The 26,040-nt window shown below is 40.2% G+C and carries 22 protein-coding genes; 10 read left to right on the top strand and 12 right to left on the bottom strand.

The window, feature by feature from the left end; translation table 11 throughout:
* The 8 genes from CWC02_RS13265 to mnmE all read right to left on the bottom strand — a co-directional run bounded on the left by CWC02_RS13265 (position 1) and on the right by mnmE (position 8,512).
* Complete coding sequence (locus tag CWC02_RS13265; protein WP_054554805.1) at positions 1–381, bottom strand: ATP synthase subunit I; 381 nt, start codon at positions 379–381, stop codon at positions 1–3.
* A gap of 159 nt (positions 382–540) precedes the next feature.
* Positions 541–1,452 carry a ParB/RepB/Spo0J family partition protein gene (locus tag CWC02_RS13260; protein ID WP_138618681.1) on the bottom strand — a complete coding sequence of 304 codons (912 nt, stop codon included), beginning with the start codon at positions 1,450–1,452 and terminating at the stop codon, positions 541–543.
* Positions 1,453–1,472: 20 nt separating this feature from the next.
* The gene (locus CWC02_RS13255) at positions 1,473–2,258 is read right to left on the bottom strand and encodes a ParA family protein (protein WP_054554803.1); all 786 of its coding nucleotides are present in this window, start codon (positions 2,256–2,258) and stop codon (positions 1,473–1,475) included.
* A 13-nt stretch (positions 2,259–2,271) separates the two neighbouring features.
* Entirely contained in the window at positions 2,272–2,892 is a 621-nt protein-coding gene (gene rsmG, locus CWC02_RS13250) for a 16S rRNA (guanine(527)-N(7))-methyltransferase RsmG (protein ID WP_138618678.1), read from the bottom strand.
* A 15-nt stretch (positions 2,893–2,907) separates the two neighbouring features.
* Positions 2,908–4,797: a tRNA uridine-5-carboxymethylaminomethyl(34) synthesis enzyme MnmG gene (gene mnmG, locus CWC02_RS13245; protein WP_138618676.1), complete on the bottom strand. Its 1,890-nt coding sequence runs from the start codon at positions 4,795–4,797 to the stop codon at positions 2,908–2,910.
* A 429-nt stretch (positions 4,798–5,226) separates the two neighbouring features.
* Entirely contained in the window at positions 5,227–5,676 is a 450-nt protein-coding gene (gene mioC / locus CWC02_RS13240; RefSeq protein ID WP_054554800.1) for an FMN-binding protein MioC, read from the bottom strand.
* A 586-nt stretch (positions 5,677–6,262) separates the two neighbouring features.
* Positions 6,263–7,003 carry an isocitrate lyase/PEP mutase family protein gene (locus CWC02_RS13235; RefSeq protein ID WP_138618674.1) on the bottom strand — a complete coding sequence of 247 codons (741 nt, stop codon included), beginning with the start codon at positions 7,001–7,003 and terminating at the stop codon, positions 6,263–6,265.
* Positions 7,004–7,147: 144 nt separating this feature from the next.
* The gene (gene mnmE, locus CWC02_RS13230; RefSeq protein ID WP_138618672.1) at positions 7,148–8,512 is read right to left on the bottom strand and encodes a tRNA uridine-5-carboxymethylaminomethyl(34) synthesis GTPase MnmE; all 1,365 of its coding nucleotides are present in this window, start codon (positions 8,510–8,512) and stop codon (positions 7,148–7,150) included.
* A gap of 209 nt (positions 8,513–8,721) precedes the next feature.
* On the opposite strand from mnmE, the gene CWC02_RS13225 reads away from it, so the two are divergent.
* Both CWC02_RS13225 and CWC02_RS13220 read left to right on the top strand, forming a co-directional pair.
* On the top strand, positions 8,722–10,869 hold the full coding sequence (locus CWC02_RS13225) for a TonB-dependent siderophore receptor (RefSeq protein ID WP_138618670.1): 2,148 nt from the start codon (positions 8,722–8,724) through the stop codon (positions 10,867–10,869).
* 9 nt (positions 10,870–10,878) lie between these two features.
* Positions 10,879–12,084 (top strand): PepSY-associated TM helix domain-containing protein, encoded by a 1,206-nt coding sequence (locus CWC02_RS13220; protein WP_138618668.1) that lies wholly within the window; start codon positions 10,879–10,881, stop codon positions 12,082–12,084.
* Positions 12,085–12,140: 56 nt separating this feature from the next.
* Here the strand turns inward: CWC02_RS13220 and yidC are convergent, their stop codons facing one another.
* The 4 genes from yidC to rpmH form a co-directional block, all read right to left on the bottom strand.
* Positions 12,141–13,772 (bottom strand): membrane protein insertase YidC, encoded by a 1,632-nt coding sequence (gene yidC / locus CWC02_RS13215; RefSeq protein WP_138618666.1) that lies wholly within the window; start codon positions 13,770–13,772, stop codon positions 12,141–12,143.
* Positions 13,773–13,780: 8 nt separating this feature from the next.
* Positions 13,781–14,053, bottom strand: a complete 273-nt coding sequence (yidD, locus tag CWC02_RS13210) for a membrane protein insertion efficiency factor YidD (protein WP_138618664.1) — start codon at positions 14,051–14,053, stop codon at positions 13,781–13,783.
* A 128-nt stretch (positions 14,054–14,181) separates the two neighbouring features.
* On the bottom strand, positions 14,182–14,604 hold the full coding sequence (gene rnpA / locus CWC02_RS13205; RefSeq protein WP_058583673.1) for a ribonuclease P protein component: 423 nt from the start codon (positions 14,602–14,604) through the stop codon (positions 14,182–14,184).
* A 7-nt stretch (positions 14,605–14,611) separates the two neighbouring features.
* Positions 14,612–14,746: a 50S ribosomal protein L34 gene (gene rpmH, locus CWC02_RS13200; protein WP_008488847.1), complete on the bottom strand. Its 135-nt coding sequence runs from the start codon at positions 14,744–14,746 to the stop codon at positions 14,612–14,614.
* 506 nt (positions 14,747–15,252) lie between these two features.
* Here rpmH and dnaA point away from each other — a divergent pair.
* From dnaA to CWC02_RS13160, 8 genes are all read left to right on the top strand, one after another.
* On the top strand, positions 15,253–16,650 hold the full coding sequence (gene dnaA / locus CWC02_RS13195; protein ID WP_058583674.1) for a chromosomal replication initiator protein DnaA: 1,398 nt from the start codon (positions 15,253–15,255) through the stop codon (positions 16,648–16,650).
* 13 nt (positions 16,651–16,663) lie between these two features.
* Positions 16,664–17,767 carry a DNA polymerase III subunit beta gene (gene dnaN / locus CWC02_RS13190; protein ID WP_054563760.1) on the top strand — a complete coding sequence of 368 codons (1,104 nt, stop codon included), beginning with the start codon at positions 16,664–16,666 and terminating at the stop codon, positions 17,765–17,767.
* A gap of 6 nt (positions 17,768–17,773) precedes the next feature.
* Entirely contained in the window at positions 17,774–18,868 is a 1,095-nt protein-coding gene (recF, locus tag CWC02_RS13185; RefSeq protein ID WP_138602147.1) for a DNA replication/repair protein RecF, read from the top strand.
* 12 nt (positions 18,869–18,880) lie between these two features.
* Positions 18,881–21,307, top strand: coding sequence for a DNA topoisomerase (ATP-hydrolyzing) subunit B (gyrB, locus tag CWC02_RS13180; RefSeq protein WP_054554790.1), 2,427 nt, complete (start codon positions 18,881–18,883; stop codon positions 21,305–21,307).
* Between the two features lie 141 nt (positions 21,308–21,448).
* Complete coding sequence (gene glyQ / locus CWC02_RS13175) at positions 21,449–22,348, top strand: glycine--tRNA ligase subunit alpha (RefSeq protein ID WP_054554789.1); 900 nt, start codon at positions 21,449–21,451, stop codon at positions 22,346–22,348.
* Between the two features lie 8 nt (positions 22,349–22,356).
* Complete coding sequence (glyS, locus tag CWC02_RS13170; RefSeq protein WP_138618662.1) at positions 22,357–24,426, top strand: glycine--tRNA ligase subunit beta; 2,070 nt, start codon at positions 22,357–22,359, stop codon at positions 24,424–24,426.
* Positions 24,427–24,487: 61 nt separating this feature from the next.
* Positions 24,488–24,937 carry an early set domain-containing protein gene (locus CWC02_RS13165; RefSeq protein ID WP_054554787.1) on the top strand — a complete coding sequence of 150 codons (450 nt, stop codon included), beginning with the start codon at positions 24,488–24,490 and terminating at the stop codon, positions 24,935–24,937.
* Between the two features lie 59 nt (positions 24,938–24,996).
* Complete coding sequence (locus CWC02_RS13160; RefSeq protein ID WP_138618660.1) at positions 24,997–25,935, top strand: hypothetical protein; 939 nt, start codon at positions 24,997–24,999, stop codon at positions 25,933–25,935.
* The last annotated feature ends 105 nt before the right edge of the window (positions 25,936–26,040 follow it).

The raw sequence follows: 26,040 nt of genomic DNA, 5'->3' as shown, positions 1-26,040 counted from the left end.
TTAATGATTAAAAAAAACGGGCGCAAACAATCCGCTAAATAACACCAATACATAAACACAGAAAAACGGTAATAAAACGACCGTGTAAGACTTCAGTATCAGTGCAAACAAAACGATTGTTAGCATAAATTTTAATCCGTTGCCGCGCTTTAGCGAGGCATACACTTGATTTACTCGACTTGCACCCATATAACGGAATGCATAGACAGCAAATACAAAATTAGGGAGTAGTGCAACAGCTCCGCCAGCAAGCGCTGACTGGCCGGCATTGACTCCCCAACCTATAAAAACAATTACTGCAGCGATTAATGCTACGATACCCTGAAGACAAATTAATTTAAATGCGGCAAGCCTATACGGCCTTGCTAACCTATTAGTCACGTTTTGTTAACCTTTAGAACGTTAAATTGTCAGGGTATGAAAACTGGCGAAATTATACTGATTCCTACCAGTTTTGCAACTTGAGTCGACCCTTTGTAGTGCAAAAACACCACAAATGTCTCTTTTTGGACATGTTATTAATTAATGACGGGAATAGTCTTAATTTATACGGCTTAAAATGCCATCCAACTCATCAAGAGTTGTATAAGAGATAACCAGTTTGCCTTTGCCTTTTTTATTGTAGTTTATTTCTACTTTGGCGCCTAAATTTTCAGCAAGTTTTTGTTCTAACTGTTTGACATCCGGATCTTTTTCTTGCACTTCTTTTTTCGGAGCTGGTTCTAAAATAGAGCGAACTAATTTCTCAGTTTCACGAACAGTCAACGCTTTAGCAACCGCTAATCTAGCAGCATCTGACTGCGCTTCGCCTTCAAGTGCCAATAAACAACGTGCATGACCCATTTCGATGTCGCCATGTTCTAACAAGATTTTAACATCTTCGTTAAGGTTATTTAGACGTAGTAAATTAGTCACAGTCGTACGCGATTTACCAACTGCTTCGGCGACTTGTTGATGAGTGAGTTCAAATTCGTTAAGTAAACGATTCAATGCAATCGCTTCTTCCATCGCGTTTAGGTCTTCACGTTGGATATTTTCAATCAATGCGATCGCAACGGCTGCTTCATCTGGTACATCTTTGATGATACATGGAACAGCATCTAATTTTGCAAGTTGAGCAGCACGCCAACGACGTTCACCAGCAATAATTTCATATTTGTCTGCACCAATTTGGCGCACAACAATTGGCTGAATGATGCCTTGAGCACGAATTGAGCTGGCTAACTCTTCTAGCGCTTCTTCAGACATGTCTTTACGCGGTTGATATTTACCCGATTGTAAAAACTCAATCGCTAATTTTTGCAGCTCACCTTTGCTTTGCTCTGCAACTACTTCAGAGACTTGCTCTGGTGTTGCTGTCGCTTGTTGCTGATCATTTGCACTTGGGGCAGGTTTTGATGAACTTAATAAAGCGTCGAGTCCTCGGCCTAAACCGCGTTTTTTAGCAGACATGTTATTTTTTTACCTCGAAGTTAGGCTACTGCTGAAGATGTTTTCTCTTTTCTACGTAACATTTCGCCGGCTAGGGCTAAGTAAGCTTTAGCACCACTTGATGCACGGTCATAATACATGGCAGGGGCACCAAAACTCGGCGCTTCTGCTAAACGGACATTACGTGGGATAACGGTACGATATACTTTATCGCCAAAATGTTGTTTGAGTTGTTCTGATACATCATTTGCAAGGCGATTGCGCGGATCATACATGGTGCGCAAAATCCCTTCAATTGTTAACGCTGGATTTACTAGCTTAGATAGCTGCGTAATGGTATCCATTAATGCCGTTAAACCTTCAAGGGCATAATACTCACATTGCATCGGAACTAAAATCGAATCTGCGGCAGCCATGGCATTAACAGTAAGCATGTTAAGTGAAGGCGGGCAGTCGATAAAAATGAAATCGTATTGGTCTTGAATTTGTTCAAGCGCATTACGTAAACGCACTTCACGAGCAAACAATTCCATTAGTTTAACTTCAGCGGCAGTCACATCGCCATTAGCAGCAATTAAGTGATACTCACCTGAGGTTTCTTTATTGATCACTTCATCGATTGGTGTTTCTTCAATCAATAAATCGTAAATAGTCGCAACATCACCGTATTTATCGACACCACTACCCATGGTAGCGTTTCCTTGCGGATCAAGATCGATTAATAACACTTTACGCTTCGTCGCGGCCATCGATGCCGCGAGGTTCACAGCGGTGGTCGTTTTACCAACACCACCTTTTTGGTTTGCTAATGCGATGACTTTTGCCACAGTGCTCTGATCCCTAGTCTTTAGATAGAATGATTAGATGTCTTTGCGCATCTAACTCAGGTACTTCCAAGCTGATTTTTTCATCAAACTTAATACCTTTAGGTAATGATTCTAGTTCTTCGCTCGGAAATACGCCTTTTAAGGCGATAAATTTACCTGAATGATCAATCAAGTGCGCACACCAGTCAACCATATCTTGTAAAGAGGCGAATGCACGACTTAATACACCATCTAATTTAACACTTGGTTGATATTCTTCAACTCTAGACTGCACTGGGGTTACATTTTCAAGACCAAGTGCATGTTTTACCTGCATCAAAAAACGCACGCGTTTACCTAAACTATCTAACAATACAAATTGTGTATCAGGTAAAGCGATGGCTAATACGATACCCGGTAAACCAGGACCCGTACCTACATCAATGTAATGTTTGCCTTTAAGGTGTGGTGCAACAACTAAGCTATCCATAATATGTTTAACCATCATTTCTTCAGGTAAACGAACAGAGGTTAAGTTATACGCTTTGTTCCACTTGTCTAATAATTCAACATATTGCACAAGTTGTTGTTGCTGTTTTTCTGTTAGCGCAATATCAGTTTGCGCTAACAGCGAAGTTAATTGTTGTTGTAACACTGTATTCCTCACCAACTACGCAGTCTTGCGCAGTAAGCCTTGCTTTTTCAGATAGACTAATAATAGCGAAATAGCAGCAGGGGTGATACCTGAAATACGTGACGCTTGGCCAATTGTATCTGGACGACTATCAGTAAGCTTTGCAATAACCTCATTTGATAAACCAGAAACAGTTGAATAATCAAAGTCTTTTGGTAATACAGTTTGTTCATGACGTAGCTGCTTATTGATCTCATCTTGCTGACGAGCTATATAGCCTGCGTACTTAGTATGGATCTCAACTTGCTCAAGTGCAGCCTGGTTATCAAACTCAGAACCTAAACCATCGATTGCCATTAAGTCGTTATAACGAATTTCAGGACGACGGATCAGATCTTCAAGGCTCGCTTCACGAGTCAGTGGTGTTTTTAATAACGCATTTACTTGATCAACAGCAACGTGATCTTTGTGGATCCATGTTTCTTTTAAACGTTGCGTTTCTTTTTCGATGATTTCCATTTTTTCGTTAAATGCAGCCCAACGAGCATCGTCAACTAAGCCAAGTTCACGGCCTTTAGCTGTTAAACGGATGTCGGCATTATCTTCACGAAGTAATAAACGGTATTCAGCACGGCTAGTAAACATACGGTATGGTTCTTTAGTACCTAATGTTGCTAAATCGTCAATGAGTACACCTGTGTATGCTTCATCACGACGAGGTGTCCAAGACTCTTTGCCTTGTACTTGTAATGCGGCGTTCATACCCGCAATTAAACCTTGTGCGCCTGCTTCTTCGTAACCGGTTGTACCATTGATTTGGCCTGCGAAGAATAAACCATTAATAAACTTAGTTTCTAATGATTGCTTTAAATCGCGCGGATCAAAGAAGTCATACTCAATCGCATAACCAGGACGACAAATGTGTGCATTTTCAAAACCAGTGATTGATTGCACAATTTCAAGCTGTACATCAAACGGTAAACTCGTAGAAATACCATTTGGATATAATTCGTATGATGTTAAACCTTCAGGCTCAACAAAGATTTGATGTTTGTCTTTATCTGCAAAACGTACGATCTTATCTTCGATTGAAGGGCAGTAACGTGGACCAATACCTTCAATTACACCTGAATACATAGGTGAGCGATGTAAGTTATTGCGGATCACATCATGTGTTTTTTCATTTGTATAAGTGATGTAACACGGGATCTGCTGTGGGTGATCCGATTGTTTACCCATAAATGAGAATACAGGCGTAGGGGTATCACCAGGCTGTTCTTGCATCTTGCTAAAATCAACAGTTCGCGCATCAATACGAGGAGGCGTGCCTGTTTTTAAGCGATCAACACGGAAAGGTAATTCACGTAAACGCTCTGCAAGTGCAATTGAAGGTGGATCACCGGCACGACCACCTTTGAAGTTCTCTAAACCAATATGGATCTGACCACCTAAGAAAGTACCTACGGTAAGAACCACAGAAGGCGCACTAAAACGAAGACCCATTTGCGTTACAACACCGATTACTCGATCACCTTCAACGATTAGATCGTCACATGATTGTTGGAAGATCTTTAAGTTTTCTTGATGTTGTAAAGTATGTTGAATAGCAGCTTTATACAAAGCACGGTCAGCTTGTGCACGTGTAGCACGTACTGCAGGGCCTTTAGATGAGTTTAAAGTACGAAATTGAATACCGCCTTTATCAATAGCCTGAGCCATTGCACCACCAAGTGCATCGATCTCTTTAACTAAATGGCCTTTACCAATACCGCCAATTGCCGGATTACAAGACATTTGACCAAGGGTATCCATATTATGAGTTAGCAATAGGGTATTCATGCCCATGCGAGCAGATGCTAATGCAGCTTCAGTACCTGCATGTCCACCACCTACAACAATAACATCAAAACGTTCGTGAAAAATCATTTATGGGATCCTACTTAATCGACCAGCAAAACTTTGTAAAGGGAGCGTATTCTACCTAGAAATTTAGAGAAGATAAATGATTAAACAGTACTCAAGATCTAAGTGGGTGATCTCTAATAATATAAAGGATCTTTTAAAGAGATCTTTTATTACTCTTACTACTAGTAACAGCTAGATCTGTTGATAATGTTCGCTTTACCATTTAAAACATGATCTTAACGCAGATCTAAAGGTGTTAATATGATCGGATCTTCCCGCGTAAAAGCTTTGATCAAAAGAGCTATTTATACACAGGGCAATATCGATTGGATCTTATCCAAGGGATAAACTAGGTTAAAATCGCAGTTAGATCAGTGTTTATCCACAATCCGATCTAAATTATCAGTAAATTGTGGGTAACTTTTATAACAACGATCAATACCGATCGGCTTAATTGAGCCCTGCTGATTCGATCCAGCTTGGTAGCCAGGCTAATGCCGTGTCTTCTGGCAATGCTTCATCAAGAATATTTAGCTCTAAGCGTTCTGCCACGCGGTTTGCGCCTTTATTAGCTAATAACTCATCTAGATTACGGCCTGCATAATTATAGGTGTCGTAACTAGTGTCACCTAATCCGATCACACTGTAGTTTAATCCTTTAAGATCAGCCTGTTGGTTAATAGACTCAACAAACGGCAGTAGGTTCTCTGGGTAGTCTCCAGCGCCGTATGTAGAAGTACATAACAACCAAATAGTATCTTGCTGATCAATATCATCAAATACAGGCTGTTCATGAAGCTGTACTTGGATCCCTTGTTGTTCAAGGGCTTCTGCTAGTTGCTCTGCCACGTATTCTGCAGATCCCATTTGGCTGCCAACGATGATATTTACTGATTGCATGTGATTGATCATGTATAGAAATAAGTGGCCACATGATAACTAAGTTAGGGTGTGAGTAAAGCGTTGAATTACGATCTGAATAAGTTTTTCTGCTTAAAATGACAGCTTTAATTCAATGTTTTTTATAATTTACTGTTTTTAATGGTTTTTTATTTTTATTCATAAATCAAACCCTTTGATCAAGCTGTTAATAAATTTGGGGAAAGTTCTGATCAAGCTAAATATTGGAAACTGTATAACTTTGCTAAGTTGTTGATCTTTAATTATGTGTAAGCGCTTAAATTTTCAGATCTGATAAAAATAGTGAGTATGATCGTTTTGTGGATAGATCGCTTGTTGATAACGATCGGTTTGCATTTTGCGATCAATAAAACAGATCGAAAAAAACTTAAATAAGCGCTAATAAAGGCTGTTTTTAAGAGAATTAGTTATCAAAAAGGGCTGTTGTATGAAAATAAATTCAAATTTTCGCGTTTTTTTATGATCAAATCAGCCTTTAGATCTAAAAAAGCCCCAAATGTGGATAACATTTTTAGCTAAATTCGATCTTAAAAGCTGTTTTGATCTGATTTTTTAGCTCGCTAAGTTAGTTTTCGATCTGAGTTAAACTGGTTTTTATCGTATTACCGACTAGATCATAGAGCGAATTACCCAATGAAAACCGTTTTGCACCACCAGCGAAAGCGGCTTTTGCTGAGTTAAAATTGCTCATTGCCATCACATTTAATGGCATATCTATTGTGTTAGCTAAGCCGGTTATGTGCTCTATGTTCGTTAAGCCGGGCACAAACAGACCGTCAGCACCTGCATCTTGATACGCTTTTGCTCGCTTTAATGTTGCTTGAAAAGGGGAGTCACTAACAAAGTAGGTATCGGTTCTGGCGTTTATAAATAAACCACCGAAGCCATTTTCGTTAAGAACTTTCTTTATTTCACTAATAATAGTGCATTGCTGCTCGGTAGATCTCAGCGCGTTAGTGTCTTTATCTGAGTCCTCTATGTTGATGCCTACAACTCCTAATCTTGCTAACGCTAAAATGTTTTCGCTAATTTGCAGCGGATCGTTACTGTAGCCTGATTCTATATCGACAGAGAGTGGAATATGAAGGTGTTCGGTTAAGCTTTTAACCAGCGCTAACTGAGTTTGAAAAGAGATGTTTTCACCATCAGCTAAACCTAAACTTGCCGCAATTCCCCAGCTGGTTGTTGCTACGGCTTTAGCTCCCGCAGCTTGGATGAATTGTGCTGAACTAAGATCCCATGCATTAGCGAGTACAAAGCCCCCATGCAGGTGGTGTAATTGGTGAAAAAGTTGATATTTGTCCATGATGTCCTCCGTTTAATGACATCGCTAGACTAATTGATATGAGGTTAATTACTGGCTGGTTTCGGCCCTGAACTGATAATTGATTACTGGACTAAAAATAAAAAAGAGTCTTGCGACTCTTTTTATAATATTGATGACCGGAATTTATTTACCGATACAGAACGAACTAAAGATTTTCCCAAGCAAGTCATCAGAGGTAAATTCACCCGTTATCTCATTTAAGAACTGTTGAGTTAGGCGTAATTCTTCAGCCAAGATTTCACCAGCAACATGCATCTCTAATTGCTCTTTGCCTGTGTTTAAATGATAGGCAGCATGATCAAGTGCATCTAAGTGACGACGGCGTGCCATAAATCCACCTTCTGTGGCGCCTTGGAAACCTATACATGCCTTTAAGTGAGTACGAACTAACTCTATACCCTCTGCATTTTTAGCACTCAAACGGATCACCGGATATTGATCATGTTCATCCATACCGACATTTTCACCGGAAATATCGGCTTTATTTCGGATCACAGTAACACCCATACCCTCTGGTAACTTGGCCATAAACTCTGGCCAAATATCATGAGGGTCAGTGGCTGATGTATCAGTGCCGTCTAACATAAATAGTACGCGATCGGCTTGGTTAATTTCATCCCATGCGCGCTCGATACCAATTTGCTCTACTTTATCTGGGCTTTCACGCAGGCCTGCGGTATCAATAATATGTAGTGGCATACCATCAATGTGGATATGTTCGCGTAATACGTCACGTGTTGTACCTGCTATTTCGGTAACGATGGCTGCATCACGGCCAGCTAACGCATTAAGTAGGCTTGATTTACCAGCGTTAGGGCGACCCGCAATAACAACACGCATACCTTCACGCATGATGCTACCTTGTTTAGCTTGCTGAGTTACATTCTCTAACTGATCAATAATGGCATTGAGATCTGTTGATACTTTACCGTCTGATAAAAAGTCGATTTCTTCATCAGGAAAATCAATTGCGGCTTCAACATACATACGTAGGTGAATGACTTTCTCCACCAGCGTTTCAATATGTTTAGAGAATTCACCTTGCAGTGATTGGAGGGCGCTTTTTGCTGCCTGTTCACTGGTTGCATTAATTAAATCGGCAATTGCCTCTGCTTGAGTTAAATCAAGCTTATCATTCATAAATGCGCGCTCAGAGAACTCACCTGGTTTTGCTAAACGTACACCGTCAATTTGGCTAATTTCTTTTAATAGCATATCTAATACGACAGGGCCGCCGTGACCTTGTAGTTCTAGTACGTCTTCGCCGGTAAATGAATTTGGCCCTTGGAAGTAAATAGCAATACCTTGGTCAAGCTGTTCACCGCTCAAGCTTTTAAATGGTACATAGTCTGCGTAACGCGTTTTAGGACAACGGCCAATAATCTGTTCTGCCACTGTTTTAGCTAAGCTACCAGAGACGCGAATAATACCAACCCCACCACGTCCTGGTGCGGTCGCTTGTGCTGCAATTGTGTCTTGATTAATCATGCGATGAAATAATGCCAATAAAAGAATGAATGCTGGCTCTATTGTAACCTATGGCTTAATTTCATGCGAATAGCTGTTTGAGTAATGAGGTAGCAAAAGTCTGATGTAAGTAATACTTTATTTAGCTTTAATTAATAATAAACACTCATTGAAAATGATAACTATATTCATTAACATGTTGCGCATTCTAAATCTTATCGTTTTTTATTATGCGTCTTTCTGCTGTTTTTATTGCACTTGCTGCTGGTTTTTCGGGCGTTGCCCATGCTCAAACTGAAGTGACTACTTCGGATCAAAGTGATTCAAAAGAACTCGAAAAAATAGAAGTTGTTGGCCGTGCGTTTTCTTTATATCGCCCAACCGAGTCAAGTTTTGCTACTCGTACCAATACACCTTTAGAGAAAATTCCCCAGTCAATTCAAATTTTGCCGCAGGAGCTGATTAGTGATCAGGCTGCTCGCCAAATTACCGACCTTTATAGCAATATAGCTGGTGTTAATGCCTTTAGTTATTCAGGCGTGACATTCCGTGGTTTCCGCCAAGATGAGATTTTATATGATGGTGTAAAGGGCGACCCTTTCAATGGCTTTGCTGTACCGCAATTATTTAATATTGAACAAGTTGCGGTGTTAAAAGGGCCTGCTGGCGCTATATACGGTAGTGGTAATCCGGGTGGTATTATTAACTATGTAACTAAGAAGCCTAAATTCACCAGTGAACACAGTATTGAAGTTGAAGTAGGTAATGATGACTTCTTCAGTGGTGCATTAGAAAGCACTGGAACATTGAGTGAATCACTTGATAATCATGCTTACCGTGTTGGTCTTTACCGTGATACTGAAAAGCCATTCCGTGCTAATACTAGCAGCGATAATACCATTGTTGATCTTGGTTATACGTGGCTTATAAACAGTGCAACCGAATTAACCACTCAGTATACCTATATAGAGCAAGAGTTGGGTGGGGCACGTTTACGTGGTGTACCTGCTGATGATAACGGTAATTTTTTAACTGATATTAGCTGGAATCATAACGAGGCGACAGACTTTCAAAATGTTGAAGCCCATGTCTATCAGGCAACTTTAAAACATGAGTTTAATGATGTTTGGCGCACAGATGTCACAGCACGTTATTTTGATAACAAAGAAGTGCAAAACTACCATGAACCAAGAGGTCTGGTAGATACTGACGGTGATGGAATTGTTGATTGGAGCCATCGTGAGTTTCGTGATCAAGTTCGTGAGAACGAAGGCTTTAGCTTAACAGCTAATGCGATTGCGGAGTTTGCATTTGCTAATATGCAGCATCAAGTGCTGTTTGGTAGTGATTGGTATGAACATGATTTTGAAAGCGTCTACCGTACAGCTACGCAACAAAGTAAAGGTGGCCCAGTACCAGGACTTGATCTTAACAACCCTGAGTATGGTTTAACCTCTGCTGATGATTATGATCTTGATAGTATTACACCTAGGCTTGGCAAAACGAATAGCACCCGCTTTGGTGCTTACTTACAAGATCAACTAGATATCACCGCTAATTGGAGTGTGACAGCTGGCTTAAGGTATGATCGTTTTGAAGACAAAGATCTGTTAAATCAAACCGAGTTTTCTGATAGCGACTTAACCTACCGTATTGGTACCAGCTATAACATTAACGATATGTTCTTCCCTTATGCGCTGCATGGCACAGGCTTTGTGCCGCAAAGTGCGAGTAATCAAGAAACAGCAAAGGGCGGTCCGTTCTCGCCGGAGACTAGCCGTATTAACGAGTTAGGCTTAAGAACCAAACTATTAGCAGACACGCTTGCTGTTAATATGGCTGTGTACGATATTGTCCGCGAAAACATCCTACAACCTAGCTTATTAGGTGATGTTGCAGGTGACGGCGTTGATGATTTAGTTGCCGTTGGTGAAGTACAAAGTAAGGGTTTTGAACTTGAGGTAGTTGGCGATATTACTGATAGCTGGGTAGTGACTGCAAGCTATGCTTATAATGATACCCGTATTACTGAAGCAAACGACAGTATTACCAATCAAATTCCTGATAGTGATAAATTTGCTAACGCGCCGCAAAATACTCTAGGTATATGGACACGCTATGAGCTACCTAGCTTATCGTCATCTATTTCTGCAGGCTTAGATTATGTTGATGAACAGCTTAGTTTAGGCGGTCAACGTGTTAAACCTTACACTGTTTACAACATGGCGTGGCAAACAACCGTTGATAACTGGCAATGGCAGCTATCAGTTAAGAACCTATTTGATAAAGAATACGCAAGCAGTGGCTTTATCGAACGAACAGGGCACTTTCCTGGTGAACCACGTCGTGTTTATTTAAGTGCTAAATACAGCTTTTAATGGTGGCGTGTGAACGCTAAAAGTTGGTTTAACTTACATTCTTGGGCAGGACTCTTTGTTGGAGTCCTGCTTTTTGTTACCTGCGTATCGGGAACACTCGCTACGTTAAGTCATGAACTCGAGTACTTAACAGACGCTAAGTACCGTGCATTAACTTCTTCTGCCTCTACTAACTACCTAGCTATCGAAAACACCCTTAATCAGCATTATCCGCAAGCTCAATTACTTTATATCCAACGTCATAAGCAAGATTACCTTGCCATTGAAGCGGCTCTTAAAGTCGGTGATTCATTTCGCTTTGTATATTTAGATGCTGCAACGGGTCGCTTACTCGGTGAAGGAGAGTGGGCGCGGATATCGCGGTTTTTACGTAACTGGCATATGAACTTATCGATGGGCTGGACGGGTAAATTAATCGTCACCAGTTTGAGTATTTTACTCGTTATTTTATTGGTTTCGAGTTTTTATGTGTATCGGCGCTGGTGGCAAGGCTTTATGAAAAAGCCTGCTGCGCTTAGTCTTGATAAACGTAGTAGTTGGTCTGATTGGCATAAGCTGTTAGGGCTTTGGAGTTTATGGTTTATTGCTGTGATGGCCATCACAGGGATTTGGTATCTGGTAGAACATGGGCTGCAAACCGCGAAGGTACCTCACTATGTCTCTAGTCCACCAGCTGTGAGTGAGTTTAAGAAACAAAGCCCTCGCAAGGGTTTATCGCCAATTAGTTTAGCTACAGCTTATGAAGCCGCTAAACAGGCATTTCCTAGCCTTGATATTCGCTATATTCGTTATCCTAATAAAGCGGATCAGCCTATAGAAGTGCGTGGTTATAACGATGATATTTTACTGCGCCTGCGTGCTAACCGGGTTTATTTAAAACCAAGCTCCGGTGAAGTTCTTGGCATACAAAAAGGGGAAGAACTAAACCTGCTTCCACGCATTAAAGACACCGCTGATCCGCTGCACTTTGGTAACTTTGCAGGCATTGGTACCAAGCTTATTTGGGGGCTATTTGGTGCATTGATGAGCTTTGTAAGCGCTGCTGGCATCTATATGAGTTGGCTTAGGGTTAAGCGTAAATCAACGGCTGTAAAGTGGCTTGGTTTATCTGGGGTGGTTGCAATCGGCTTGGTGGTTGCTTCGTTACTAACAACGAGTTTGAGCTTTACTGAACGCAGTGTGCCTAATCAAGTTTATTCTCCTATTCTCGGTTAGCTTTTTTCAGGCATTAAAAAAGGCGCAGTTAGCGCCTTTTTTAATGGGTTAAGAGTTTAGCCTCTTACCTTAATACCTTTTTTCTCCATACCGCGGTAGATGATTAGCATCTGAGCGATTGAGATAAGGTTCGATACTAACCAGTAAAGTACTAGGCCAGATGGGAACCATAAGAAGAAAATAGAGAATACTACTGGCATAAAGGTCATCATTTTTTGCTGCATAGGGTCAGTAACCGTCATAGGTTGCAGCTTTTGAGTGATGAACATACTTAAACCAAATAAAACCGGTAATACGTAGTATGGGTCCATTGCTGATAAATCATTTAACCATAAAACGAATTCAGCATGACGTAGCTCAGTTGATTCTAAGAATACGTAGAATAACGCTAAGAAGATTGGCATTTGTAGTAACAGCGGGAAACAGCCACCCATAGGGTTCACTTTTTCTTTGCGGTACATTTCCATCATAGCTTGACCGAATTTTTGACGGTCATCACCATACTTCTCTTTTAGTGCAGCCATTTTAGGTTGTAAGGCACGCATCTTCGCCATTGACGTGTATTGTGCTTTAGTAAGCGGGTACATTGCCGTTTTAACGATAACCGTGATTGCAATGATAGCTAGACCCCAGTTACCTAGGATGCTGTGTAACCACTTAAGTAGTACGAATAATGGTTGTGAAATAAACCATAACCAACCGTAGTCTACAGTTAGGTCTAAGTCTGGGTGAATTGCTTCTAGTACGTCAGACTCTTTCGGGCCCATGTAATAAGTTGAGCTAAGTGTTGCTTGCGTACCAGCTTGTACGTTAACTGCTTCACCTTTAGTACCAATAATTGCCGCATTACCAGCAACTAATTTGCTGTAAAGGGTATTTTGTTGGTCTTGCTGAGGTACCCATGCACTTACAAAGTAGTGTTGGATAAATGCAATGTAGCCGCCAGCTGTAGTGATGTTAAGGTTTTTATCAGCCATGTCTGAGAAGCTGTACTTTTCGTATGGCTCTTCTTCAGTACCAAATGCTGCACCTAAGTAGTTTTGATCTACTAAGCTACCTTTTTCTTGTACTGTGCGTTTTACTTGCGTGTATAACTGAACTTGAATTGGATCAGCTGTTACGTTGTTTACTGTGTACTCTAAATCTACAGCGTAGTCGCCTTTTTTGAAGATATAAGTTTTAGTAAAGGTCACACCTTTACTGTCAGTAAACTCAAGTGGTACACGTAGCTCATCACCCGTTAAAGTGAATGCTTTTTGTGTGGTTTTATAAACAGGGCGACCAGCAACAGTTGCGTCAGGACCATTTAAACCAATTAAGCCACTTTGCGAGAAGTATTGCTTACCATCGAACTCACCTAATAGCATGTAAGGTGTGTTACTGCCTTTTTCTTCTTCGTACTGAAGTAAGTCTGTTTCAATGATGTCACCACCACGGGTGTCAATTTTAACAGTGAATACGTCAGTTGTTACATCGATAACTGAGCGCTTTGCTGTCGTTACAGCTGGAACTTCACCGTCAGATGATGCTGGAATAAAGTCATCAGATTCTGGTGTTGTTGCGCCTAGTGTTTGTGTTGTGGCACTTGGATCAGCCTTTGGTGCGTTGTAGTCGTTATTCCATTCTTGAAATAATAAAAACGACACAAGCATCAAGCCGATTAATAAAAACGTGCGTTGCGATTCCATAACAGCTCTTATTTCTCGTGTTGGTGGTTAATATGATTTTTTGCCGGTACGGGATCATCCCCACCAGCATGTAAAGGGTGGCATTTTAATATGCGTTTAACAGCTAACCAACTGCCTTTTACACTTCCATGCAAATTAATTGCTTGAATAGCGTAACTAGAGCAGGTTGGATTAAAACGACAATGCGGGCCTAATAGTGGGCTTATCCATTTTTGATAGCCGCGTATTAGCATGACTAAACAGCGCTTTGGAATAGCAACAAGTGGTTTAATTAACCTCATGATGTGTCTGCCCCTGCGTTAATTTAGTCAATGGATACCATGAATTTAAATTCCCATCGTAGAATTTTAAATGCATGATTAAAAGGTGAACTAAAGATACCTTAATTAAGCCTGTAATTCTATTGCTATCAGGCTTGTTTATTAGATTTAGCTGATTTATTCGGGCGTTTTTTAAATGGTGGTGGTTTAGGTGCACCAGGCTTGCAGCGTTCGTTAATTTTTCGCCACAATTTATTTAGTTGCTTTGTCAGCTCTTCGTTTGACTGTTCATCAATACCACTTTTAACCATAAGCACAATATCAATGTTATCGAGTTTATGTTGATTTAAACGGAAACTTTCGCGAGCAAGTCGTTTAATTCGATTACGTTGACAGGCTTTTTTAACGCGTTTTTTTGCGACCGTAAGACCTAATCGAGGATTAGTTTGGTCATTGCGTTTAGCTAATAGGGTAAAGAAAGGAGTCGCAGCGCGTGCTGGTTCATTAAAGATTCGAGAGTAATGCGAGGGAGTTAACAGACGTAACTCCCTGCTGAAGCTAAAGTCTTCCACTTATATATTAAGCAGAAAGAACTTTACGGCCTTTAGCACGACGACGAGCTAATACTTTACGGCCATTTGCTGTTGCCATACGAGCACGGAAACCGTGTGTACGTTTGCGTTTTAAAACGCTAGGTTGAAAAGTTCTTTTCATAACAATTCCATCCGATCGGTTAAGGTTAAAACATCCTATGCAGGTCGCGATCCTGGCACAGGTGCCATTGCGAGCGCGAGATATTATAGATGAAGACAACAAAAGTCAATCATTAAAACGCTGCAGAGGCCGTAATTATAAAGGATCCTTTTACCTGATCATATAGGATCATCATAAATAAGAAGTTTTCCACAGCCTCTGTATAAAAAGTGAATAAAAGCTTGGGAAAAGCCAATTCGATCGTAGAATTTGATCGCGATCTGGCTGCAAATTTGTTATGATCACTGTTCGAGCTTAAAAAATAATTTTCTTAAAAATCAGTGTTTTATTCTTTTATGTTGCTGAGATCATATTTTTCATAAAAATCAATCTTGTACTTGTGGATAAAGTACCTTCATAATAGTCGGTCTGGGCCAAGAAAGTTGGTCAAAGATTAGCAATAAATGTTTGATTTTCCATCATTAAAGATGAACGGGAATAAAAATTAAATCTCTGGGAGTTTAACTGTGTATCTGTCGGTTTGGCAAAGTTGTTTATATGTATTGCAAGATGAATTGCCTTCACAGCAATTCAGTATGTGGGTAAGACCACTTCAAGCAGAAAGTACCGAAGATACGTTGACTATATATGCACCTAACCGTTTTGTTTTGGATTGGGTGAGAGAAAAGTATTTAAACCGTATTAATGAACTACTCGTTGAAATTTGTGGTGATGAAGCACCTGAATTACGTTTTGATGTTGGTAGTAAACCTATTTTAAATGCCCAAGTGGCATCAGCACCGGCTGCAGCAGAAACAAGCGCATCTGTTCCACAACAAACTGCTGAAAAGCAACAGCCAAAACCTGAAAAAGCAGCGGTCGAACCTGCACCAAAATCAGGCTATAAATCAAACATTAAAGAAAATTACACCTTTGATAGCTTTGTTGAAGGTAAATCAAACCAATTAGCAAAAGCTGCAGCGACTCAAGTTGCAGATAACCCAGGTTCTGCATTTAACCCTGTATTTATATATGGTGGTACTGGCTTGGGTAAAACTCACTTATTGCACGCTGTTGGTAACGGTATTATGGCTAATAAGCCAGACGCGAAAATTGTTTATATGCACTCAGAGCGATTTGTGCAAGACATGGTTAAAGCGCTTCAAAATAATGCCATCGAAGAATTTAAACGTTATTACCGAAGTGTTGATGCATTGATGATCGATGACATTCAATTTTTCGCTAATAAAGAACGCTCACAAGAAGAGTTCTTTCATACCTTCAACGCTTTACTTGAAGGAAATCAACAGATTATCTTAACTTCAGACCGCTATCCAAAAGAGATTGAAGGGGTTGAAGATCGCCTTAAATCACGTTTTGGTTGGGGCTTAACCATTGCTATTGAGCCGCCAGAGCTTGAAACGCGCGTTGCTATTTTGATGAAAAAAGCGCAGCAAAGTAAAATTAATTTACCTCACGAAGTTGCCTTTTTTATCGCGAAAAAATTACGCTCAAATGTGCGTGAATTAGAAGGGGCGTTAAACCGCGTTATTGCTAATGCAAACTTTACTGGTCGTCCGATTTCAATCGACTTTGTAAAAGAAGCGCTACGTGACTTACTTGCGCTGCAAGATAAACTGGTAACGATAGATAATATTCAACGCACTGTTGCTGAGTATTACCGTATTCGTGTGTCAGATTTACTCTCTAAACGTCGTAGCCGTTCAGTAGCAAGACCACGTCAAGTGGCCATGGCATTATCAAAAGAACTTACAAATCACAGTTTACCTGAGATTGGTGACGCCTTTGGCGGCCGTGATCACACAACTGTATTACACGCTTGTCGTAAAGTTAAATCACTCCGTGACGAAAGCCATGAAGTGAAAGAAGATTATCAAAACTTAATAAGAACCTTGTCATCTTAAGGCCGACTTTATTATGCAAATAACAATATCAAGAGAGCAATTTTTAAAACCTTTAGTTCAAGTGTCTGGTGCGATTGAGCGTAAGCACACTTTACCGATTTTATCGAACGTACTGTTAGTTGTTGAAAACGGACAACTTTCGATGACGGGTACTGATCTTGAAATTGAGTTAGTGGCGAGTGTGTTTGTCGGTGAAGATACCACAGATACGCAACTTACTTTACCAGCTAAAAAGTTACTCGATATTTGTAAAAGTTTACCTGATGGCTCAGACCTTACGTTAAGTAGCCAAGATCATCAGTTACTACTAACAAGTGGTAAAAGCCGTTTTTCTTTAACTACGCTGGCCGCTGAAGATTTTCCGAATCTTGAGCAGTGGGATGGTGAAGTTGAATTTCAACTAACGCGTTTAGAATTGCGTAAACTTTTAGAAAGCACGCACTTTTCTATGGCGAATCAAGATGTACGTTATTATTTAAACGGTATGTCATTTGAAGTTGATAACGCAGATATCAAAACAGTGGCTACAGATGGCCACCGTTTGGCAATTGCACAAAAGCAATTACCACAGTCTTTAAATACACAACGTCAGTTAATTATTCCACGTAAAGGTGTACAAGAAATTATGCGCCTAATGGTGGCTGATGATGAGCTAGTTACTATTCAATTTGGTGCTAACCATATTCGTATTATTGATACTGAGTTTACGTTTACCAGCAAGCTGGTGGATGGTCGTTTCCCTGACTATCGTCGTGTATTGCCACGTGGTGGTGATAAAGTGATTACTGCTAACCGTGAATGGCTTCGTAGTGCTTTCCAACGTGTGTCTATTTTATCGAATGAAAAATTCCGTGGTGTACGATTAAACCTATCTGAAGGTTTATTAAAAATTACTGCTAACAACCCTGAGCAAGAACAAGCTGAAGAGGTTGTTGAGGTAATGTACCAGGGCGGCGAACTTGAAATTGGCTTTAACGTTTCTTATGTGCTTGATGTACTTAATACATTAAAAACAGAAGATGTAACCTTTACGCTTGCAGACTCTAATAGCAGTGCGCTAATTGAAGGTGCAGGTGACGAAGAAGCTATGTACGTTGTAATGCCGATGCGCCTATAAGCTTATATGAGTTTAAGTCATTTAAGCCTCAATAATTTTCGGAATATTGAGGCGCTGACAATTGAGCCGGTTAATGGCATAAACATTATCTATGGCGAAAATGGCAGCGGAAAAACCAGCCTCCTTGAGGCGATATATTTCCTTTCTCACGGTAAATCATTTCGTACCGCCAAACATAAAAATATCATTCAGCATCAACAAGACAAGTTTGTGATTCATGGGCGCAAAGCGCTGCATGATTTGTCTATTCCGATTGGTATAAGCAAAAACCAAGCGGGTGAAACGTCTTTAAAGATTCAGGGAAAAACGAGCCGTAAAATCTCTGAATTAGCTCAACTAGTGCCGGTGCAAGTTATTACTCCAGAAAGCTATTCGTTGTTTTTTGGTGGCCCAAAAGAGCGTAGAAAATTTCTCGATTTAGGATTGTTCCACGTGGAACATGACTTTTTTTACTTGTGGCAGTCTTTTAATAAAGTACTAAAACAACGTAATGCTTTATTAAAAAGTAAACCTAGAGATTATTTTGAACAGATCAAGTTTTGGGATAAAGAATTTGTTAGACTAGCTGAACAAATAAATAATCTAAGAATCGCGTATATAAGTAGGTTTAAGCAGCAGTTTTTTGATAAAATGTGTGCAGAATTAACGCTTGTAAGCGATTTAGAAATTAACTTTCATGCGGGCTGGAAAGAGAGTGAAACGCTCTCAGAGGCGCTTGAGCAAAGCTTTGAACGTGATGCCAAACAAGGTTTCACAAGTAAAGGTCCGCATAAAGCTGATTTTAGTTTTAGTGTTTCTGGTAACAGTGTAGAAAATACCTTTTCTCGCGGTCAATTGAAGCTCTTGCTTTATGCGTTAAAAGTAACGCAAAATAGCTTAATTGAGTCAGAAACAGATAAGCAATCTATATTGCTAATAGATGACTTACCTTCAGAACTGGGTGAAGATACAAAAGAGAAAGTGGGTCAGCTTTTGACTCATTGCGATTCGCAACTTTTTATCTCATCAATTTTATCTGAAAGTATTTCTGCTGTGGTGGAACCCATGCAACGAGAACTAAAAATGTTCCACGTGAAACATGGCAACCTAATAACAAGATAAGTGGGATTAACCATGTCTGAGAATTACGATTCGTCGAGTATTAAAGTACTTAAAGGATTAGACGCAGTAAGAAAGCGTCCAGGAATGTATATAGGGGACACCGATGACGGTACAGGCCTTCACCATATGGTGTTTGAGGTTGTTGATAACTCTATCGATGAAGCCTTAGCTGGTCATTGTGATGATATTTTTGTAACGATTCACTTAGACGGTTCAGTCTCTGTAAGAGATAACGGTCGTGGTATTCCTACCTCTATTCACGAAGAAGAAGGTGTTTCTGCGGCTGAAGTTATCATGACGGTACTTCACGCTGGTGGTAAGTTTGATGATAACTCATATAAAGTATCAGGTGGCTTACACGGTGTAGGTGTTTCAGTAGTAAATGCACTATCTGAAAAGCTACAACTGACTATTCGTCGTGAAGGCAAAATTCACCAACAAACATATACTATGGGTGTACCAGATGCGCCATTAGCTATAATTGGTGACGCAACAGACACAGGTACTGAATTACGTTTCTGGCCAAGTGGTGAAACATTCAGTGACCTTAACTTCCACTACGATATCTTAGCAAAACGTTTGCGTGAGCTTTCGTTCTTAAACTCTGGTGTAAGTATTATTCTTACTGATGAGCGCGAAGAATCTAAGAATGACCACTTCAAATATGACGGTGGTATCCAAGCATTCGTAGAATATCTAAACCGTAACAAAACACCTGTACATAAAAGTGTTTTCCACTTTACCCATGAGCGTGAAGAAGACGGTATTAGTGTAGAAGTTTCAATGCAGTGGAACGATGGTTTCCAAGAAAGCATTTACTGCTTCACAAACAACATTCCACAACGTGATGGTGGTACGCACTTAGCTGGCTTTAGAGCTGCATTAACGCGTACGCTAAATAACTACATGGAAAAAGAAGGCTTTAACAAAAAAGCGAAAACAACAAGCAATGCGACGGGTGATGATGCTCGTGAAGGCTTAACTGCGGTTGTAAGTGTTAAAGTACCTGATCCTAAGTTCTCATCACAAACGAAAGACAAACTAGTATCAAGTGAAGTTAAGTCTGCTGTAGAACAAGCAATGGCAGAAAAACTAACAGAGTTCTTATTAGAAAACCCTGTTGATGCTAAAACAGTTGTTGGCAAAATTATTGATGCAGCACGAGCTCGTGAAGCAGCACGCAAAGCACGTGAAATGACACGCCGTAAAGGTGCAATGGATTTAGCTGGTTTACCAGGTAAATTGGCAGACTGCCAAGAAAAAGATCCAGCACTTTCTGAACTATACATAGTGGAGGGTGACTCTGCAGGTGGTTCAGCTAAGCAGGGTCGTAACCGTAAAAACCAAGCAATTTTGCCACTTAAAGGTAAGATTCTTAACGTTGAAAAAGCGCGCTTTGATAAGATGCTTTCTTCTCAAGAAGTAGCAACTCTAATCACTGCATTAGGCTGTGGTATTGGTCGTGATGAATATGACCCAGAAAAGCTACGTTATCATCGTATCATTATCATGACCGATGCGGACGTGGATGGTTCTCACATTCGTACCTTACTACTGACTTTCTTCTACCGTCAAATGCCAGAGATTGTAGAAAAAGGCTTTATCTATATTGCGCAACCACCACTTTATAAAGTGAAAAAAGGTAAGCAAGAACGCTACATTAAAGATGACCCAGCGCTTGTTGATTACTTAACATCATTAGCATTAAACAATGCAGCACTTTATACAAGCGAAGGTGCATCTGCACTTGAAGGTGAAGAACTAGAAAGAATAGTTCACGACTATCAAAATACAGTTAAAGTGATTGAGCGCTTAAAACGTAAATATCCAAACTCGGTTATGGAACGTTTAATTTATCAAAGCGAAATTACTGAAGCTGATTTAGCAGATGAAGCAAAAGTTAAAGAGTGGACTAACACGCTAGTTGACGACTTAATTGCACGTGATGAAGATGCAACTATCTTCCATGCGGGCACTGAGCACGATACTGAGCGCAACATGTATTATCCTGTTGTGAATATTCGTCAACATGGTGTGGATAAAGCACATGTACTAAACCATGACTTCATCACATCGCGTGACTACAAACGCATTGCAGCGACAGGCGTAAACATTGCTAACTTACTTGAAGAAGGGGCATATGTTCAACGCGGTGAGAAAACTCTTGCTGTTGATAACTTTGTGGATGCATTAGAGTGGTTAATCAATGAATCGAAACGCGGCCTTTATATCCAACGCTATAAAGGACTCGGTGAGATGAACCCTGATCAGCTTTGGGAAACCACTATGGACCCAGATGCTCGTCGTATGTTGAAAGTAACAATTGAAGATGCCGTAGCGGCAGACCAATTGTTCGCGACTCTAATGGGTGACCAAGTTGAGCCGCGTCGTGACTTCATCGAAACGAATGCGCTACGTGTAGTTAACCTAGACGTATAACGCTAAATTAAGAATTAAAAAGGAGCCTACAGGCTCCTTTTTTTATTGCTGAAAAAGCACAAACTGCTTAAAACCTTACTGCACACAAGGTATACTGAGAGCAATTTTCAGACTAAACGCACCAGATACTATAAGCCAAATATGCAAAAATATGACGTTAAAACCTTTCAAGGTTTGATCCTGGCTTTACAGGACTATTGGGCACAGCAAGGCTGTGTGATTGCTCAACCACTTGATATGGAAGTGGGAGCAGGGACATTTCATCCGTTAACTTTCTTAAAGTCGATTGGCCCAGAGCCAATGTCGAGCGCGTATGTTCAACCATGCCGCCGTCCAACTGATGGTCGTTATGGTGAAAACCCGAACCGTTTACAGCATTACTACCAATTCCAAGTAGTATTAAAACCATCACCAGAAAACATCCAGGAGCTTTATTTAGGCTCTTTAGCTGCTGTTGGTATCGATACGCTAACTGATGAAGTTCGCTTCGTAGAAGACAACTGGGAGTCGCCTACATTAGGTGCTTGGGGTCTAGGTTGGGAAATTTGGTTAAACGGCATGGAAGTAACTCAGTTCACTTACTTCCAGCAAGTAGGTGGCTTAGAGTGCTCACCAGTAACCGGTGAAATCACTTATGGTCTTGAGCGTTTAGCAATGTATATTCAGGGCGTAGATAGTATCTATGACCTAGTATGGGCAGACGGTCCTATGGGCCGTGTGACATATGGTGATGTATTCCATCAAAATGAAGTAGAGCAGTCAGCTTATAACTTCGAACAAGCGGATGTTGAGTTCTTATTTGCACAGTTCGATCACTGTGAAAAAGAAAGCGAAAAGCTAATTGAAGCAGGCTTACCATTACCAGCTTATGAGCAAGTAATGAAAGCATCACATGCGTTTAACTTATTAGACGCTCGTCACGCTATCTCAGTAACAGAACGTCAACGTTATATCTTACGTGTTCGTGCTTTATCTAAAGCATGTGCGCAAAGTTACTATGATGCCCGTGAAGCTCTTGGTTTCCCGCTTTGTAAGGATTAAGAATTAGCATGTCAGCAGAAAATTTATTAGTAGAAATTGGCACTGAAGAGTTGCCACCGAAAGCACTTCGTAAACTTGCTGAGTCGTTTGCTGAGAACTTAGCAGCTGAGCTTGCAAGCTTAGAATTAAATCATCAAGGCGTTAACTGGTACGCATCACCACGTCGTTTAGGCTTACGTGTTACTGCACTTGAAGCAAAACAAAGTGACAAGGTTGTAGAAAAGCGTGGTCCTGCAGTTGCAGCCGCTTTTGATGCCGATGGTAATCCAACTAAAGCAGCAATGGGTTGGGCGCGTGGTTGTGGTATCGATGTAAGCGATGCACAAACACTAGAAACAGATAAAGGCGCTTGGTTATTACATAAAGCACAGGTTGAAGGTCAAGCAACTACATCGCTTATGAGTGATGCAGTAAACAAAGCACTTGCTAAATTACCTATCCCTAAACCAATGCGTTGGGGGGCAAATAAAACACAATTTATTCGCCCAGTGCACACAGCGACTATTTTATTTGGTAGCACGCTGATCGAAGGCGAAATACTTGGTAAGCAAGTTGGCAACCAATTACAAGGCCACCGTTTCCATCATCCAGAAAAAGTAACAATCAACCACGCTGATGATGTGTTTGATGTGCTGAAATCTGCTTACGTTGTCGCTGACTTCGAAGCGCGTAAAGCACAAATTCGCGAACAAATTGAAGCAGCAGCTAGCGCTGTAAATGCAAAAGTAGCGATGGATGAAGACTTACTTGAAGAAGTAACATCCTTGGTTGAATGGCCAGTAACGTTGACAGCAACATTCGAAGAAGCATTCTTAGATGTTCCTTCAGAAGCGCTTATCTATACCATGAAGGACGACCAAAAGTACTTCCCGTTATTAGACCAAGATGGCAACTTACTTAACAAGTTCCTATTTGTTTCTAATATTGAAAGTAAAGATCCAAGCGTGGTAATTGCCGGTAACGAAAAAGTTGTTCGTCCTCGTTTAGCTGATGCACAGTTCTTCTACGAAACCGATAAGAAGAAAACGCTAGAGAGCCGTTTAGAATCGCTAGATACCGTTTTATTCCAAAAGCAACTTGGTACGCTGAAAGATAAATCTGAGCGTATTAGTGAACTTGCCGGTTACATTGCTGAGCAATTAGGTGCCGATGCCGAGCTGGCTAAGCGAGCAGGTTTATTAAGTAAAACAGACTTAATGACCGAAATGGTTATGGAGTTTACCGACGTACAAGGTGTAATGGGTATGCATTACGCTCGTCACGACGGTGAAGCTGAAGAAGTTGCACTAGCGCAAAATGAACAATATATGCCTCGCTTCGCGGGCGATAACTTACCAACAAATGTGATCAGCTGTGCGGTCGCAATTGCTGATAAGTTTGATACGCTGGTGGGTATTTTTGGTATTGGTCAAGCGCCAAAAGGCGACAAAGACCCATTTGCACTTCGCCGTGCAGCAATTGGTGCATTACGCATTATGGTTGAAAAATCATTACCGCTAGATATCTTAGACCTTGTTGCTAAGTCACAAACGTTATTCGGTGAAAAGCTAACAAACCTAAATGTATCAACAGATGTGTTTGAGTTTATGTTAGGTCGTTTCCGCGCATGGTATCAAGATGAAGGTATCGAAGTTGATGTCATTCAAGCTGTGCTAGCTCGTCGTCCAACTAAACCAGTTGATTTCGACCGCCGTGTTAAAGCGGTAAGTCACTTCCGTACATTAGACGCAGCAGAAGCGCTTGCAGCAGCAAATAAACGTGTAAGCAATATCTTGGCTAAAAATGACATCACAACACAAGGTGATGTGAATGAGAGCCTATTAAGCGATGATGCAGAGAAAGTATTAGCATCACACGTTGCTAAGTTTGCAACTGAGCTTGCACCTTTATATGCAAATGGCGATTACCAAGAAGCATTGTCACAACTTGCGGGTATCCGTGAGAGTGTTGATAACTTCTTCGATAACGTTATGGTAATGGCAGATGACGAAGCGGTTAAACAAAACCGTTTAGCATTGTTAAGCCAACTAAGTCGTCTGTTTTTAGATATTGCTGATATTTCTGTACTTCAGAAGTAAGCAGTAGCCAATTAATAAAAGCCAGCTCAGTGCTGGCTTTTTTGTAGCATAAGGAACAGTAATGAAACGTGTAATTACTTTAGCATTAGCAGGCTTATTAACAGCCTGTTCTAGCCAAATGCAAATGCCAAGCATTGACGATATTCTGCCAAGTAAAGAGCTTGACCGTACTATGTATTTACGTGGTGATTTTACCTTGTGGGATGCGGAGCCTCAGTATCAATTAGAGCAAGTTGCACCGGGCATATTCCAAACCGACGTTAAGTTTTCAACACCTGGTAAGGTTTATGAATTCAAAGTAGCGGATGCTGATTTTAGTGAAGGCTATAATTGTGGTTACAGTGATATGGACCCAGCAGGGCAATCATTGGTTCTAGGCCAAGCCGCCAATGCCGACTGTAATACCATCTACAATTATTTCAGCTTTAAACCCGCTGCAAAAGGCGTATATGTAGTGAGCTTTGATTACCGCAATAGTAATCAACCAAAAGTGACAGTAACTCGAAAGTAGAAGGTTCCATAGGCTAAGCTCTTGGTTCGGGTGTTTAACAATGCAGAAGAGAATAATGAATGGAAAATTATATTGAGTATTGTTTAATGGAAAATGATAGCCCTAAATTTCAGCAGAGTTATTTAACGGACCAAGACGCTGATGAGTGTTTAAAAAGATATAAGACATTATCAAGAAAGTTAGAGATAGAAAATTTATTCGATGTTTTTGTTGAAGAGTTTATAACTTTTAAATCGCTACTTTCGGAAGTTCAGTTTTCTCAAGAGTTCTCACAGTTTTCTGAAGTATATGCATATATTGAAAATCAAAGAATACGGACTAAGTTAAATGTATCGTATTTAAGTATTTTGAATATTGGAAAATTAGTTTTAGATCGCTTTTATTATGAGAATAGTAAATTTTCGATTTTAAATGAAATAGATGAATCATTAGTTGATAGCTTTCTTCTTGAGAGAGAAAAAGTTTTTAATGAGAATCAAAGTTACTTGTTAAGTTGCAATCTGAGAAATTTGTGTCAGCACAAACTGTTACCTATAAATAGATTAACATTTCAATTTCCTTCCTTAGGAGTCAATGGGAAAGATGTAACTAGCGGCTTTCATATTCCATTAGTAATATCTTCTTTAAAAAGAAGTGATAAAAAATTGTTACTTAAAAAGCTTGATCCAGACTTCAAGCAAGAGCTACTAGAAAAAGACAAGATTGATCTAAATCGAGTAATTGATGGGTACTTTGAAGGTATATTTGATCAAATGACAAAGCTACGTAGTTTGGCAACGACATCAATAAGGGATGCTGAAGACTACTTTGCAAGGTTGAATGAAAAATATTTTGATAAAAAGCTACTATTTTCACCAGCCTCTATTTTTATCAATAAAGAAAGGAGGTTTTCTTTAGGCTTTGAGTGGTTTAGAGTGGCGCACTATCTAGAAGAAAAAAATAATATACATTACTTTAAGCGGAAAAATTTAATTAGGACACAATATATTGGCAACTAGCAACTAGCAACTAGCAACTAGCAACTAGCAAATCGTTACAACCCTTTCTTCACTAAGTAGGAAATCGCGGCTGAGCATACAACGTTAGCCAGCTTCGGGTGATGC

It is taken from the genome of Pseudoalteromonas sp. S2721 (assembly GCF_005887425.1).
Taxonomy (GTDB): domain Bacteria; phylum Pseudomonadota; class Gammaproteobacteria; order Enterobacterales; family Alteromonadaceae; genus Pseudoalteromonas; species Pseudoalteromonas simplex.
This window is presented reverse-complemented; position numbering and strand designations above follow the sequence as displayed.